Source organism: Sphingomonas sp., assembly GCF_051962185.1.
GTDB lineage: Bacteria > Pseudomonadota > Alphaproteobacteria > Sphingomonadales > Sphingomonadaceae > Sphingomonas.
The window spans coordinates 1-13,762 of sequence record NZ_JBQCCN010000166.1; the positions used below are offsets into that span (position 1 = coordinate 1).

The window sequence follows — 13,762 nt, forward strand, 5'->3', positions numbered from 1 at the left end:
CCGCGTCGCCCAGGAAGGTGATGCCCGGCTCCGCGCCCAGCACGAGATGCGCGGTCAGCACCGTCTCGGTGGTCGACATCGGCCAGATGTGGAGGTCGTGCGTCGCCGTCACGCCGGGCATCCCGGCCAGCGCCGCCTTGACCTGGTCGTAATCGATGCTGCGCGGCACCGCGTTCAGCGACATCTCGATCGTCTCGCGCAGCAAGCCCCAGGTCTGCCAGAAGATGATCGCCGACACGACGATCGACACGACCGGGTCGATCCATTCGACCCCGGTGAACCAGATCACGACGCCGGCCAACATGACGCCGGCCGAGACGGTCGCGTCGGCCGCCATGTGGAGATAGGCCCCGCGCAGGTTGATGTCGCTCTTCTGTCCGCGCGCGAATAGCCAAGCCGAGGCGGCGTTGACCAGAATGCCGGCGGCGGCGACCACCACGACCACCGCGCCCTTGACCGGGGCGGGCTCGCCGATCCGCATCACCGCCTCGAACACGATCGCGCCCATTGCCATCAAGAGGAGGAGCGCGTTGATCAGCGCCGCCAGGATGGTCGAGGCCTTGAGCCCGTAGGTGAAGCGCTTGGACGGCCCGCGCCGTGCCAGCGTCGCCCCCGCCCAGGCCACGCACAGCCCCAGCACGTCGGACAGATTGTGCCCGGCATCGGCCATCAGCGCGACCGAATGCGCCATGAAGCCGAGCCCGAACTCGACCACCACGAACGCGACGTTGAGGGTGATGCCGATCGCGAAGGCGCGGTCGAAGGTCAGCGGCCCATGGCTGTGCCCGCCATGGCCATGTCCGTGCTTGTGCCCGTGGCCATGTTTGTGGCCGTGCCCATGGCCGTGCCCATGGCCGTGTTTGTGCGCATGATCCTGACCGTGCGCGTGCCCATCATCGTGCGAGTGGCCATGGCCGTGATGGTCGTGCGGTCCGTGCATCATGCACTGCCTAGCATTGCTCGGCAGGGAGATACTAGGACACACGGTCGAATTGGGCCGGATCGACGGTCGGCACGACGGTGGGAAGACCAGCGGCCGGAGGCCCGTGCTCGCCGGGACTGTCCTCGATCGCGTGTTTCTGCCACCAGCGGCGCGATGCCACGTGCCGCTCTTGTTGCCGACCGGATGGGAACGATCCGATGACCGGGCTCCCGGTCGAGGCCGTGCTGCCCGAACTGCTCGCGGCGCTGGAGGCGGCTCCCAACGCCGTGCTCGTCGCCCCGCCCGGCGCGGGCAAGACCACCGCGGTCGCGCCGGCGCTGCTCGGCCAATCCTGGTGCGGCGGCGAGATATTGCTGCTCAGCCCGCGGCGGATCGCGGCGCGCGCGGCGGCCGAGCGGATGGCGTCGCTGGCGGGCGAGCCGGTCGGCAGGACCTTCGGCTATGCGACGCGGATGGACAGCAAGCGTTCGGCGGCGACGCGCGTGACGGTGGTGACCGAAGGCATCTTCGTCGCGCGCATCCAGGCCGATCCCGAGCTCGCCGGCGTCTCGGCGGTGCTGTTCGACGAAGTCCACGAACGCAGCCTCGACAGCGATTTCGGCCTGGCGCTGGCGCTCGACGCGCAAGGAGCATTGCGGCCCGACCTGCGGCTGGTCGCGATGTCGGCGACGCTCGACGGCGCGCGCTTCGCCGCCTTGCTCGGCGACGCCCCGGTGATCGAGAGCGAAGGCCGCAGCCACCCGCTCGACCTGCGCCATCTCGGCCGCCGCGGCGAGGCGCGGATCGATGACGAGGTCGCCGCCGCGATCCGGCTGGCGTTGCGCGAGGAGCAAGGCGGGATACTGGCTTTCCTGCCCGGCGTCGCCGAGATCGAGCGTACCGCCGAGCGGCTCGGCGACTTGCCCGGCGTGCGCCTCCACCGCCTCCACGGCACGATCCCGCCGGCCGATCAGCGCGCCGCGATCGCCGTCGAACCCGATGGGAGGCGCAAGCTCGTCCTCGCCACCAGCATCGCCGAGACCAGCCTGACGCTCGACGGCATCCGCGTAGTGATCGATTCCGGCCTCGCCCGCCGCCCGCGCTACGATCGCGCCGCCGGGATGACGCGGCTCGTCACCGAACGCGCCAGCCAGGCCGCCGCCACCCAGCGCGCCGGCCGTGCCGCCCGCCAGGGGCCCGGCGTGGCATATCGCTTGTGGGAGGAAGCTGCGACGGCGGGCCTGCCGCGCTTCGATCCGCCGGAAATCCTCGAGGCCGATCTGTCGGCGCTGGTGCTCGACTGCGCGCTCTGGGGAGTCGCCGACCCTCGCATGCTGGCCTGGCTCGATCCGCCGCCCGAAGCCGCGGTGAGCGAGGCGCGGCGGCGGCTGACCTTGCTGGAGGCGCTGGACGGGGATGCACGGCCAACGGCGCATGGCAAGGCGATCGCCAAGCTGCCGATGCCGCCGAGGTTGGCGCATATGCTGGTGCGGGCAGGGGAAATGGGCTTGGCGCACGAAGCCGCCGAGGTCGCGGTCCTGCTCGGCGAACGCGGCTAGGGCGGCCCCAGCACCGACTTGGAAACGCGAGCCCGCCGCTTCCGCACCGAACGCGGCCAGCGCGCCGAGAGCGGGCGACGGTTGGCCGAACGATGGGCAAAATCCATTCCCCTCCCGCTCGCGGGAGGGGTTAGGGGAGGGCATGTCACCGCCGACGGAACGGGCAAAACAAGCCCTCCCCCGAGCCCTCCCGTAAACGGGAGGGGAGAAGAGACGGCAATCGCCATCGCCCTCGCCTTCCCCGACCGCGTCTCGCGCCGCCGCGACGCCTCCGGCGAACGCTGGGCGTCGGTCGGCGGGCGCGGCTTCAAGCTCGACCCGACCGACTCGCTCGCCACCGCCGATTGGCTGGCGGTCGCCGAGACCCAGGGCATCGCCGCCGGCGCGCGCATCCTGTCGGCGGCGGCGATCGACCAGGCGACGGTCGAAACCCTCTTCGCCGATCGTATCGAGACTCGCCGGACCTTCGCCTTCGACCCCGCCACCGGCAGCGTCGAAGCGGTCCGCGAACGCCGCCTCGGCGCGATCGCGCTGACCCGGGGCCCCGACACCAATACCGATCCCGCCGCCATCGCCGCCGCGTTGGTCGAGGGCGTGCGCGAGCACGGCCTCCATCTCCTTCCCTGGGGCGACACCTCGACCGCGCTCCGCGACCGCGCCGCCTTCGCCGCCACCTACGGCTGGGATGGTGCGCTCGACGCCGGAGGGCTCGCCGACCGCCTCGACGATTGGCTCGCGCCGTTGCTCGACGGCAAGCGCCGCCTTTCGCAACTGACCGACGCCGACCTCGCCGACGCCTTGCGCAATCTCGCCGGCTGGGACGCGATGCGCGCGCTCGACCGCCTCGCACCCGCCCGGCTCGAAACCCCTGCCGGGTCGAGCCATGCGATCGACTATGCCGCCGAGGGCGGTCCGACGGTCGAGCTCCGCCCCCAAGCGCTGTTCGGGCTCGGCACGCACCCGACCGTCGCGAACGGTGTACCGCTGGTCCTCAGCCTGACCTCGCCAGCCGGCCGCCCGATCCAGACCACGCGCGACCTGCCGGGTTTCTGGGCCGGCAGCTGGGCCGCGGTCGCCAAGGAAATGCGCGGTCGCTACCCCCGCCATCCCTGGCCCGACGATCCGGCCGCCGCAAACCCGACGCTCCGGACCAAAAAAGCCGATGCAAGGTTCGGAAAGTCAGGATAAGGGGATCGGGCTATGCCTAATGCTCGTATCTATCAGCGTCCCAAGAATGCGATGCAGTCGGGCCGTTACCGGACCGATCGCTGGATCCTCGAATTCGCGCCGGCCGAGGCCAAGCGCCCCGACCCGCTGACCGGCTGGGCCGGATCGGGCGACACGCGCGAGCAGGTCCGACTGAGCTTCGCCACCGCCGAAGCGGCGCAGGCCTATGCCGAGAAAGCCGGCCTCGCCTTCACCGTCGAGCCGACGCCGACCCGCACGCTCAAGCTTCAGAGTTACGCCGACAACTTCCGATGAGCATTCCCCTCGCTACGCCCCGGGGCGTGGTGCGGCGCTGGATCGCGGCCTTCAACGCCGCCGATGCCGATGCGCTCGCCGCGCTCTATCACGACGACGCCACAAACCATCAGGTCGCCTTGCGGCCGGTCAAGGGCCGCGACGCGATCCACACGATGTTCGTGAAGGAATTCGCGGCCGCCGAGATGGAGTGCATTCCCGTCAACCTGTTCGAGGACGGCGAATGGGCGATCCTCGAATGGAAGGATCCCAAGGACCGGCTCGGCTGCGGCTTTTTCCATGTGATCGACGGCAAGATCGCGCTTCAGCGCGGCTATTGGGACAGTGCGACCTTCGCGGCGAAACCCAAGGCGGCGGCGAGGAAGGTGGCGGCCAAACCTGCTGGGAAGACTGCGGCGCGAAAGCCCGCTGCCAAAGCTTAAGCAGGCGATCGCACCAAAATACGCCTCCCCGGCGAAGGCCGGGGCCCAGCCGCGAAGGTTTCTCGACGGCGGGATGCCTTCTAGAATTCGTTGATACTGGGCCTCGGCCTTCGCCGGGGAAGCGTATTGGTGGAAGCCTGCTTGCGCTTGTCCGCTGTCTTATGTCCCGAGCAAGGACGGCCCCAGCAGCGTCAGCAGTTTCACGTCGATCGCCACCCCGGCCTGCCGCTTTGCCGCGATGAAATCCGCGACCTCCGCCAGCTTGACGCGATGCACGACGATATTCTCGTCCGCCGTCCCGCCGCCCTCGCCCACCCTGGTCAGTCCTTCGGCGCGGATCAGATGGAAGCGCTCGGTGACCATACCGGGCGAGGCATGGAAGGTGCCGAGCGATGTGCATGTAGCCGGACGATAGCCGGTCTCCTCCTCCAGCTCGCGCGCGGCCGACACTTCGGCGGTTTCGCCCTCGGTCTCGTCGCCGATCAGTCCGGCGGGCAATTCCAGGCACTGGCGCCCGAGCGGCACGCGATATTGCTCGACCAGCAAGACGTGTCCGGCGTCGATCGCGATGATCACCGCCGCCTCGACGCCGCCGACCCGGCCGACATATTCCCAGCGACCGCGCTTCTTCATTTCCAGGAAGCGGCCCTGCCAGACGGTTTGCTCGACCGCGTCGGCGTCGGTGACGCTCACAATTCGATCAACCGGTCGGGGAGCTCGTTCACGTCGCTCTCCGTCTTGGGAAAATGCTCGGCGACGATGGCGCCGATCGCGGTCACCGCGGCGGCCATGCCGTCGCCCGGATGTCCCTCGCGAACGCGGTCGATCAGCGCCGCCATCGCTTCTCCCCAGCGTTCGGGCGCGACCCTGGCGTGGATCGCCTGATCGGCGATGATCTCGGCCAGCCGCTCGTCGAGCGAGAGATAGAGCAGCACGCCGACCCGCGCCGCGGTACGGCGTTCGGCGCCGACCTTGAAATATTGGATCGCCCGGCGCCGCACCCGCCGCGAGCGCACCGCCTTGGGGGTCAGCGCCAGCCGCAACGGCGTCCAGGTCAGCGCGAACCGCACGACCAGGAACACGATGGCTTCGGCCACCATCAACGCGAAGAACGAGCGCCCGAGATTGATCCCACCCTGCCAGCCATTCTGGAACCAGGCGATCTTGTCTTCGATGGCCGTCGGATTGAGTGCGGCGATCCCGGCGACCAGCAGCATCGCGACGATGCCCAGATTGAGCCCGATATCGTGATAAGGGTCGGACCGCGGCGCGACGATCGTCACGATCTCGGCATCGGTGCCGGCCTCGGCTTCGGTCACCGCCTGGGTCACCGCCTCGCGCTCGCCCTGGGTCAGGATCGGTCCGCGCATCACCAGCTCCCCGACGCGCCGCCGCCGCCGAACGAGCCGCCGCCGCCCGAAAAGCCGCCGCCGCCGCCGCCCCAGTCGCCGCCACCGCTGCTCCAGCCGCTGCCGCCGCTCCACGACGACCCGCCGCCGCCGCCCCAGCCGCCGCCGAGGCCCGGGCCCCACAGCACCACTGGTCCGCGCCCGCCGCGATAGCGTCTGCCGCCCGCCCGCCGGAACACGATCGGCAGGACGATGAACAGGATGATGACGATCCAGAAGATCGCGACGAACCCGTCCGACGAGGAGGATGAGGCGCTCGCGCGTTGTGGCGCTTCGACGGCGGCGGCCTTGACTCGTGCCTCGGCCGCTTCGGGCGGCGCCTTCATCTGTTCGGCAATCGCCTGCGCACCGGCCACGATGCCGCCCGGCATGTCGCCGGCGCGGAATTTGGGCAGGATCTGCTCGTCGATGATCAATTTCGACAAGGTGTCGGTCATGATCGGTTCAAGGCCGTAGCCGACCTCGATCTCGACCTGATGCTCCTTGGGCGCGACGATCAGGATGATACCGTTATTGGCGTCCTTCTGTCCGATCCCCCAGGCACGGCCGAGCCTGAAGCCATAATCGTCGATCGGATAACCTTGGAGGTCGGGGATCGTTGCGACGACGAATTGGCGCTGCGCGACCTTGCCGACATCGACCGACAGCGCGTCGAGCTGCTGCTCTTGCGCCGGGCTGAGAAGATTGGCGGCATCGACCACGCGTCCAGACAGCGGCGGAAAGCTCTGGGCTACCGCCGGCTGCGGAACGAGCAGCAATGCAAGCATCGTCAGCAGCGCGCGAAACGCGGTCATGCCGATCCTCCCGGCAACCTGTGGGACGCCGTCACCGCGCTTCAGTTCGTGTTGCCGAAATCGACCGAAGGATTGGTTTCAGCGCCTGGTTGCGCCTGGAACGGGACCATTGGCTTGGCGCCGTAGAAGATCTTGGCGCCGACCGCGTCGGGGAAGGTGCGGATGCGCGTGTTATAGGCCTGTACCGCGGTATTATAGTCGCGAATCGAGTTGGTGATGCGGTTGTTGCTGCGTTCGATCTCGTTGATCAGCAACTTGAAATTTTCCTGGCTCTTGAGGTCGGGATAGGCCTCGACCGTGGCCAGCAGGCGGCCGAGCGACGCGCCCAATTGCGTCTGGACGCGCTGATAGTCGGCGATCTTGTTGGGATCGGTCAGATCGGTGGCGTTGACCTGGACGCGCGTCGCGTTGGCGCGCGCGTTGATCACGTCGGTCAGGATCTTGCCTTCCGACGCGGCGCTGCCCTTCACCGTCGCGACGACGTTGGGAATCGTGTCGGCGCGGCGCTGGTAGGCGGCCTGGACGTCGGCCCAGCGCGCCTTGGCATTCTCTTCGGCGGTGGGGACGGAGTTGATCCCGCAAGCCGACAACATGGTCACGGCGGCCAGCACGATCATCGCACGAAACTTCATCGAGAATTCCTCCAGTTCCCCTTGCGTGGCGGCAATGTAGTGACGCCCAGGCCCAGCGTGAAGCGGATTCGGTTGCGCGGGCGGAACGGGCGCGGCTTGCATCGGCTCGTATCCGCCCTAGGCTGTACCGCGCTGACACAGCGAAAGGGCTGGACCATGTTCAAGGAATTCAAGGCGTTCATCGCGCGCGGCAACGTCCTCGATCTCGCGGTCGCGGTGATCATCGGCGCCGCGTTCGGCAAGATCGTCACCTCGCTGACCGACGACATCATCATGCCGCTGATCGGCAAGGTGTTCGGCGGCCTCGATTTCTCCGGCTATTTCATGATCCTGTCGCCGGAAAAGGTGCCGGCGGCGCTCAAGGGATCGACCGATTACGCCGCGCTAAAGAAAGCGGGCGTCGCGTTGTTCGGTTATGGCGAGTTCATCACCCAGGCGGTCAATTTCCTGATCGTCGCCTTCATCATCTTCCTGCTGGTCCGCGCGGTGAACCGCATGATGCCCAAGCCCGAGGAAGCGGCGGCGGCCGACCCCGCCGATGTCGTGCTGCTGCGGGAAATCCGTGACGAACTGCGCGCGAAGAGGGGCGCGTAAAACGGTACCGTTCCCCATCCTCCCCTGGCGGGGGAGGATTGGGGTAACGCGTTAATTGATCAAGCCGCCGCGAGGTCCTCGCTGGTCGCGTCCGCCAGGCTGGTGCCGTCGAGGATACGCGCGGTCTCGTCGCGGACCCGCGCCATGGCGTGGCGGATCGCGCAGCTCGCCTCGTCCTTGCAATCGGCGCAGCGGCGATAGGCGGTGCGGCTGACGCACGGCACCAAAGCGAGCGGCCCCTCGATCACGCGGATGATCTCGCCCAGCGAAATCAGATGCTTGGGCCGCGACAGGCAATAGCCGCCGGCCTTGCCGCGATGGCTATGCAGGAAGCCCGCCTCGCGCAGGTCCGCGAGGATCAGTTCGAGGAATTTCCGGGGCACATGGGCGTTCTCGGCGATCCGGTTCATCGGGATCGGGGCGCTGCCGGGGGCCGCTTCGGCCAGGTACAGCATCGCGCGGAGCGCGTAACGGGAACGCTGCGTCAACATATTGCGTAACCTTATTACGCGATAATGTGGCGCAGGAAAGGCGGAGGCCCGGAAATCCGGCGTTTTTTGGCGGTGCCGCCCTCCGCAGCCGTTCCAACGATGCTGTGCATCGCCGGAACCCTGGGCTGCTCCGCCCGCTCCCCACCGAACCGCCCAATCGGTTTATTCTACGGGCGGCCGGGTGGGAGAGCGGGCCGGCACCGAACATCCGCGCGAGCGGACCAAAAACGCTCGCACTTTTCTTTAAGTTCGGAGCCCTTATATTGGGCTCGCCGGCTTGCCGGCTATGGCGATAAAATGTGGCGTGCAATAGACGCAGCGGACCCGGGGGCAGTACCCGGCGGCTCCACCAGAAATGGTGGTGGAACTGGACACCGTTTCTGACGGGGCCGAACCAGGATCGACGTGTGTTGAAAAGCGCTGTTTTCGCTCGGAATGGGACCACCGCAACGGCCCATTACACAAGTGCCAACGATAACGAAGCACTCGCTATGGCGGCGTAACCCCAAAGCCTAACGGCTTAAGGTTACTCTAAAATGCGCGGTTGGACCGCACCGGGCAACAGAAGCGGATTCCAGCGGTACGGGAGGCACCGGGCAACAGAAGCCTCCCACTTCTCTCCATCATTCCCCCACCTGTCGCGGCCTGCTACGCCACGCGACTGTGCCCGCGGTCTGACCGAAACCATACCCATTGTTCGATTGCGCTCGCCGCGTTAGGCTCGCGCAAACGGACTCGGAGAGAGAAAATGGCGACGCTGGCGAAGGTCGAGGATACCGGGATGGTGCCGGGCGAGTGGGAAGCGCGGGTCGATCTCGCCGCCGCCTACCGGCTGGTCGCGCTGTACGGCTGGGACGATCTGATCTTCACCCACCTTTCGGCGCGGGTACCGGGGCCCGAGCACCACTTCCTGATCAATCCCTATGACATGATGTTCGAGGAGATCACCGCCTCGTCGCTGGTCAAGATCGATGTCGAGGGCAATCCGGTCGGCAAGTCGGAGCATCCGGTCAACCCGGCCGGCTTCACCATTCATTCGGCGATCCACATGGCGCGCGAGGATGCCGCGGCGGTGATGCATCTCCACACGCCGCAGGGCCAGGCGGTGTCGGCAATGGAATTCGGGCTGTTGCCGCACACCCAGACGGCAATGATCGCCAAGCACAATGTCGCGTACCATGACTACGAAGGCATCGCGACCGACCTCGACGAGCGTGAGCGGCTGGTCGAGGATCTCGGCGACAAGCATGCGATGATCCTCCGCAACCATGGCACGCTCGCGGTCGGCAAGACCGTCGGCGATTGCTTCCTCAGGCTCTATTTCCTCGAGCGCGCCTGCCAGGCGCAGGTGATGATGCTGTCGGCGGGCTACGACCACCTCTACAACCCGCCCCAGGGCACCGAGGAGAAGGTTGCCGGCCAGACCCCGCCCGCAGGCATGGCGATGGCCGCCGAGCGGCTCGCCTGGCCGGCGTTGCTCAGGAAGCTCGACCGGATCGACCCGAGCTTCCGCGACTGAGCGCGGCGGCGCTTGCAGTGGCGCCCATGATGGGCGCAGAGCGATCGCCGTGTTGTTCCGCCGTGCCGACCATCGACTGATCGCCATCCTGCTGCTGGCGCTGGCGCTGGTCTGCGCGGTCCAGGCCTATGCCTATGCGCCCGGGCTGATGACGTGGGATTCGATCCGCCAATATGGCCAGGCGCTGAGCGGCGATTTCGACGACTGGCACCCGCCGGCGATGGAATGGCTGTGGCGCCGCCTGTTGCCGGTCGCGCATGGCCCGGCGCCGATGTTCGCGATCCAGCTCGCTCTCTATTGGGGGGCGTTCGTGGGCTTCGTGCTCTGGGCGGTCCGGTCGGGCCGGCGCGGGCTCGCCATCGCCTTCGCGCTGGCGGCGATGCTGCCGCTCAGCGTCGTCCTGATGGCGGAGATCATCAAGGACAGTCTGATGGCCGGGCTGCTGCTCGCGGCGAGCGCGATCCTGGTCGCGCCGCCGATACGCGGGCACCCGGTCGCGCGGATCGTCGCGCTGCTGCTGATCGTCTGCGCGGCGACCCTGCGGTTCAACGCGCTCCCTGCCTGCCTGCCGCTTGCGATCGCGTTGCTGCCGGCGAGTTGGCGCGCGACCCGCGTGCGGTTCGGGGCGGCGATCCTGCTCGCGGCCGCGGTGATCGCGGCGGCGCTGCCGCTCGCCAATCGCGCGCTCGGCGCCAAGCCGAGCGGGGTGGGACTGTCGCTGGTGATTTTCGACCTCGGCGGCATCACCCGGTTCAGCGGCACCGACGCTTTCCCCGCGGACGACGACGTCGACGATCCGGTGGCGGTCAATCGCCATTGCTACAAGCCCGAGCGCTGGGATTCCTATAGCTGGTGGGTCGCCGACCCTTGCGCGCTCGGCTTCGATGGGATGGACGACGTCTTCAAGCAGAGCGGGGAGAATCCGTACCGCCACTGGCTCGGCGCGGTGCTGGCGCATCCGGTGGCGTATGCCGAGCATCGCCTGACGCATTTCAACATCAACATCCGCTTCCTCGTCCATGACGAGGTCGAGCGCCCGGTGATGAACCAGATCCCGCCCAACGACTGGGGCTTCCGGCTGACGCCCAATCCGGCGCTAACCTGGTTCGATCGTCTCGCGCGCTGGTCGGCGCATACCCCGCTCGGCTGGCCGGTCTGCTGGATGGCGCTCGCGCTCGGCCTCCTGATGGTCGCCCCCGGCCTGCCGTCGCGGCGCTTGGTCATCCCGCTGGCGCTGTCCGGGCTGCTCTACGCGCTCGGCTATTTCCCGGCGAGCGTGGCGTGCGAACTGCGCTATCATCTCTGGACGATGCTCGCCATATTGCTCGCCGCGCTGATCGCCGGCGCCGACATGGCGGGCGGCGCGATGCCCGGCCGGCGCCGCCTGCTGGTGGCCGCGGCGCCGGTGCTGCTCGTCACGATCCTCTGCGTGGCCTGGCGGCTGACCTGACTCGCGTCACTTCGCGGCGTTCGCCGCCTCGCGCAGCGCGATCGCCTCGTCGCCGGCCATCGCCAGCAACAGGTCGATCTTTTCGTGCAGGCTGGCGATCTCCTGTTCCGAGCGGACGTTGGTCTCATAGTCGAGCCGCATGTCGAGCCGGTCCTTCGCCGCCTGGCGGTTCTGGCTCATCATGATGATCGGCGCCTGGAGCGCGGCCAGCATCGACAGCATCAGGTTGAGGAAGATGAAGGGAAAGGGATCGAAGGCGTGGCGCGCCAGGACAATGGTGTTCAGGATGGCCCAGACCACCATGAACACGCTGAACCCGATGATGAAGCTCCACGAGCCGCCGATCGCCGCGACGCGATCGGCGAGCTTGTCGCCGAACGTCAGCCGCGCCTCGAACACCTCATTGACGTCGCGGACGCGCGGGGCGCGCCGGAAAGGGCCGGCAAAGAAACGGATTGCGTTCATATCTCACCTGTATTCGCGACCGCCCCCTGAGGCGCCGCCGGTGAGATGAACCTCAATTCAATCCGCCAGCCGCCTCAGAGGGACGGTCGATCGACTATGGTCGTTGTCGGACATCGGTCCCTCTGAGAGGAAAGTGGATTGCGACTCCATCTGGAGCCGTTGCCGAAGTGGTTGCAAGGGCGGGATTCGTCAACCCCGTTTCGGCCCGGGCGGCGCGCTCTCGCGCGTTCCGGTGGTTAGGTGAAATCGGGCGGCTCGGTCTCCAGCAGGAGCGCGGCGTGCTCGGGCGCGACGCCGAGCAGAACGCCGATCTCGTCGAGCGTGATGCCGGGGCGCGCCTCGATCAGATCGTGCGCCGTGAAGACGAGCGACGGCGACAAGGGGTCGGGGAAAAGACACGGCGTGGTCAGCCCGTGACCGACGATCAGCACGCGTTCATAGGTCAGGAAATCATCGGGCCAACGTCCCGCCGCGATCTCACGGGCTTCCTGGTCGTCGTCTCGGTAGCCGATGGCGCCGGAGCCAGCGCGACACCAGCGGCCCGGCGATCGTCAAGCGGGAATCCGCCCGGCATCGGCTGCGGCGAAGAACGCCAATTGGTCGGCATGCGCCTTGGCGAAAGCGGGGCGGGCGACGGCGCGCGCGACATAGGCGCGGCACGCCGGAAAGTCGGCGAGGCCGTCGAACCGGTCGACCAGCCGCAGCACGTCGGCCATCAGGATGTCGGCGATCGAGAAGCCGCCGGCGAGCCAGTCGCGCGCGGCCAGCACTTGCTCCATATGCCCCAGCCGCATCTTCAGGAAGCCGTCGAACATCTGCCAGTTCGGCCCGTGGTTGTTCCCGGAGAATTGGCAGAGCGACCAGGGCAGGCTCGCCATTTCGACCGAGTTGAGCGCCGCGAACAGCCATTCGATCGCGTCGCTGCGGCGCTGGGGATCGGTCGGCACCAATGTGTCACTCAACTCGCCGAGATGGAACAGGATCGCGCCGCTTTCGAAGATCGAGATGTCGCCGTCGGTCAGCCATGGCACCTGGCCGAACGGCTGGTGCGCGAAATGCGCGGGCTTGCGATCGTCGAACGGCACGCCGACGACGCGATAGGGCAGCCCGGCTTCCTCCAGCGCCCAGCGCGCGCGGAGATCGCGGACGAAACCGCGCGGCGCCTGCGGCACCCAGTCGAACGTGGTGAGGATCAGGTCGCCCATGCGTCAGCTCCGGTTGTTCGGGAACAGTCTAGGGCAAGGTTTCAGGATCGCGAAAGCACCCTTCGTCATCCCCGCGTGCGAGGGGATGACGGTTGGGGCCGCGACGGCGTTCGCAAGGCGGCCGCCAAACGGAAAGAGGCCCGGGATCGCTCCCGGGCCTCTTCCTTATCCTCCCCGGACTTTCCCGGTGGTGTTATTTTACAGTGGTCGCATCGCTTCTTGCGGAAAACCGGTTCCCACTTTTCCGCGCGATGCTCCTAGTCGTCGCTGTTGCGGTCACCGGTCAGGAAAGCCGGCGCGAACTCGGGCTCTGGGCCCTCGTCCTTGCCGCCTTCGCTGCGCTCGCGGCGCGGGCCACGGTCGTTCCGGTCACCACGATCGCCGCGGTCGCGACGCGGGCCGCGGTCACGGTCGCCGTCACGACGGGGGCCGCGGTCTCCACCACGGTCGCCGCGCGGGCCGCGATCGCCACGCTCACTGCGCGGTTCGCGCGGCGGACGGGTATCTTCCAGCTCTTCGCCGGTTTCCTGGTCCACGACGCGCATCGACAGGCGGACCTTGCCGCGCGGATCGATCTCGAGGACCTTGACCTTCACTTCCTGGCCTTCCGACACGACGTCGGTCGGCTTCTCGACGCGTTCGTTCTTCATCTCGGAGACGTGGACGAGACCGTCCTTGCCGCCCATGAAGTTCACGAACGCGCCGAAGTCGACGATGTTGACGACCTTGCCGGTGTAGATCTTGCCGACCTCGGCCTCTTCGACGATGCCCTTGATCCAGTTCATCGCGGCCTCGATCTGCGACAGATCGGACGACGA

15 protein-coding genes, 1 other RNA gene and 1 pseudogene are annotated in these 13,762 nt (G+C 67.7%); 7 read left to right on the forward strand and 10 right to left on the reverse strand.

The window, feature by feature from the left end:
- The coding region (locus ACTHJR_RS10310) for a cation diffusion facilitator family transporter (protein ID WP_440523076.1) at positions 1–940 on the reverse strand (940 nt) is incomplete at its 3' end.
- A gap of 200 nt (positions 941–1,140) precedes the next feature.
- Here ACTHJR_RS10310 and hrpB point away from each other — a divergent pair.
- The 3 genes and pseudogenes from hrpB (at position 1,141) to ACTHJR_RS10325 (ending at position 4,385) form a co-directional block, all read left to right on the forward strand.
- Positions 1,141–3,669, forward strand: a pseudogene (gene hrpB / locus ACTHJR_RS10315) (ATP-dependent helicase HrpB).
- A 12-nt stretch (positions 3,670–3,681) separates the two neighbouring features.
- Positions 3,682–3,963 carry an NADH dehydrogenase ubiquinone Fe-S protein 4 gene (locus tag ACTHJR_RS10320; RefSeq protein ID WP_440523077.1) on the forward strand — a complete coding sequence of 94 codons (282 nt, stop codon included), beginning with the start codon at positions 3,682–3,684 and terminating at the stop codon, positions 3,961–3,963.
- Positions 3,960–4,385: a nuclear transport factor 2 family protein gene (locus ACTHJR_RS10325; RefSeq protein ID WP_440523078.1), complete on the forward strand. Its 426-nt coding sequence runs from the start codon at positions 3,960–3,962 to the stop codon at positions 4,383–4,385. Before ACTHJR_RS10320 ends, ACTHJR_RS10325 begins: the two co-directional genes overlap by 4 nt.
- A 159-nt stretch (positions 4,386–4,544) precedes the next feature.
- On the opposite strand, the gene ACTHJR_RS10330 is transcribed toward ACTHJR_RS10325, so the two are convergent.
- From ACTHJR_RS10330 to ACTHJR_RS10345, 4 genes are read right to left on the reverse strand one after another with little or no spacing between them, the layout of a single operon-like run.
- Positions 4,545–5,018 (reverse strand): NUDIX hydrolase, encoded by a 474-nt coding sequence (locus ACTHJR_RS10330; protein WP_440523092.1) that lies wholly within the window; start codon positions 5,016–5,018, stop codon positions 4,545–4,547.
- Positions 5,019–5,074: 56 nt separating this feature from the next.
- A complete protein-coding gene (locus ACTHJR_RS10335) occupies positions 5,075–5,755 on the reverse strand; it encodes a TPM domain-containing protein (protein ID WP_440523079.1) in 681 nt (226 codons plus the stop codon).
- The gene (locus tag ACTHJR_RS10340) at positions 5,755–6,588 is read right to left on the reverse strand and encodes a TPM domain-containing protein (RefSeq protein ID WP_440523080.1); all 834 of its coding nucleotides are present in this window, start codon (positions 6,586–6,588) and stop codon (positions 5,755–5,757) included. The genes ACTHJR_RS10335 and ACTHJR_RS10340 overlap by 1 nt, the downstream gene beginning before the upstream one ends.
- A gap of 41 nt (positions 6,589–6,629) precedes the next feature.
- Positions 6,630–7,220 (reverse strand): LemA family protein, encoded by a 591-nt coding sequence (locus ACTHJR_RS10345; protein WP_440523081.1) that lies wholly within the window; start codon positions 7,218–7,220, stop codon positions 6,630–6,632.
- Between the two features lie 156 nt (positions 7,221–7,376).
- Here ACTHJR_RS10345 and mscL point away from each other — a divergent pair, with 156 nt between their 5' ends.
- The gene (gene mscL / locus ACTHJR_RS10350) at positions 7,377–7,814 is read left to right on the forward strand and encodes a large conductance mechanosensitive channel protein MscL (RefSeq protein WP_440523083.1); all 438 of its coding nucleotides are present in this window, start codon (positions 7,377–7,379) and stop codon (positions 7,812–7,814) included.
- A 59-nt stretch (positions 7,815–7,873) separates the two neighbouring features.
- Here the strand turns inward: mscL and ACTHJR_RS10355 are convergent, their stop codons facing one another.
- Positions 7,874–8,305, reverse strand: a complete 432-nt coding sequence (locus ACTHJR_RS10355; RefSeq protein ID WP_440523084.1) for an RrF2 family transcriptional regulator — start codon at positions 8,303–8,305, stop codon at positions 7,874–7,876.
- 233 nt (positions 8,306–8,538) lie between these two features.
- On the opposite strand from ACTHJR_RS10355, the gene ssrA reads away from it, so the two are divergent.
- The 3 genes from ssrA (at position 8,539) to ACTHJR_RS10370 (ending at position 11,274) form a co-directional block, all read left to right on the forward strand.
- Positions 8,539–8,881: a transfer-messenger RNA gene (ssrA, locus tag ACTHJR_RS10360) on the forward strand.
- A 172-nt stretch (positions 8,882–9,053) separates the two neighbouring features.
- On the forward strand, positions 9,054–9,824 hold the full coding sequence (locus ACTHJR_RS10365; RefSeq protein ID WP_440523085.1) for a class II aldolase/adducin family protein: 771 nt from the start codon (positions 9,054–9,056) through the stop codon (positions 9,822–9,824).
- 49 nt (positions 9,825–9,873) lie between these two features.
- Positions 9,874–11,274: a hypothetical protein gene (locus ACTHJR_RS10370; protein WP_440523086.1), complete on the forward strand. Its 1,401-nt coding sequence runs from the start codon at positions 9,874–9,876 to the stop codon at positions 11,272–11,274.
- A gap of 6 nt (positions 11,275–11,280) precedes the next feature.
- Here ACTHJR_RS10370 and ACTHJR_RS10375 read toward each other — a convergent pair whose 3' ends face one another.
- The 4 genes from ACTHJR_RS10375 to ACTHJR_RS10390 form a co-directional block, all read right to left on the reverse strand.
- Positions 11,281–11,739, reverse strand: coding sequence for a DUF1003 domain-containing protein (locus ACTHJR_RS10375; RefSeq protein WP_440523087.1), 459 nt, complete (start codon positions 11,737–11,739; stop codon positions 11,281–11,283).
- A gap of 236 nt (positions 11,740–11,975) precedes the next feature.
- The gene (locus tag ACTHJR_RS10380; protein ID WP_440523088.1) at positions 11,976–12,170 is read right to left on the reverse strand and encodes a hypothetical protein; all 195 of its coding nucleotides are present in this window, start codon (positions 12,168–12,170) and stop codon (positions 11,976–11,978) included.
- A gap of 120 nt (positions 12,171–12,290) precedes the next feature.
- Positions 12,291–12,944: a glutathione S-transferase family protein gene (locus tag ACTHJR_RS10385; RefSeq protein ID WP_440523089.1), complete on the reverse strand. Its 654-nt coding sequence runs from the start codon at positions 12,942–12,944 to the stop codon at positions 12,291–12,293.
- A 257-nt stretch (positions 12,945–13,201) separates the two neighbouring features.
- Positions 13,202–13,762 (reverse strand): S1 RNA-binding domain-containing protein (locus tag ACTHJR_RS10390; RefSeq protein ID WP_440523091.1); only part of this gene is annotated, 561 nt, incomplete at its 5' end.

Excerpts from the sequence above, each read along its gene's own strand:
- ACTHJR_RS10345 (WP_440523081.1), bottom strand. The coding sequence starts at position 7,220 with ATGAAGTTTCGTGCGATGATCGTGCTGGCCGCCGTGACCATGTTGTCG.
- ACTHJR_RS10385 (WP_440523089.1), bottom strand. The coding sequence starts at position 12,944 with ATGGGCGACCTGATCCTCACCACGTTCGACTGGGTGCCGCAGGCGCCG.
- mscL (WP_440523083.1), top strand. The coding sequence starts at position 7,377 with ATGTTCAAGGAATTCAAGGCGTTCATCGCGCGCGGCAACGTCCTCGAT.
- ACTHJR_RS10330 (WP_440523092.1), bottom strand. The coding sequence starts at position 5,018 with ATGAAGAAGCGCGGTCGCTGGGAATATGTCGGCCGGGTCGGCGGCGTC.
- ACTHJR_RS10365 (WP_440523085.1), top strand. The coding sequence starts at position 9,054 with ATGGCGACGCTGGCGAAGGTCGAGGATACCGGGATGGTGCCGGGCGAG.
- ACTHJR_RS10375 (WP_440523087.1), bottom strand. The coding sequence starts at position 11,739 with ATGAACGCAATCCGTTTCTTTGCCGGCCCTTTCCGGCGCGCCCCGCGC.
- ACTHJR_RS10355 (WP_440523084.1), bottom strand. The coding sequence starts at position 8,305 with ATGTTGACGCAGCGTTCCCGTTACGCGCTCCGCGCGATGCTGTACCTG.
- ACTHJR_RS10320 (WP_440523077.1), top strand. The coding sequence starts at position 3,682 with ATGCCTAATGCTCGTATCTATCAGCGTCCCAAGAATGCGATGCAGTCG.
- ACTHJR_RS10340 (WP_440523080.1), bottom strand. The coding sequence starts at position 6,588 with ATGACCGCGTTTCGCGCGCTGCTGACGATGCTTGCATTGCTGCTCGTT.
- ACTHJR_RS10335 (WP_440523079.1), bottom strand. The coding sequence starts at position 5,755 with ATGCGCGGACCGATCCTGACCCAGGGCGAGCGCGAGGCGGTGACCCAG.
- ACTHJR_RS10325 (WP_440523078.1), top strand. The coding sequence starts at position 3,960 with ATGAGCATTCCCCTCGCTACGCCCCGGGGCGTGGTGCGGCGCTGGATC.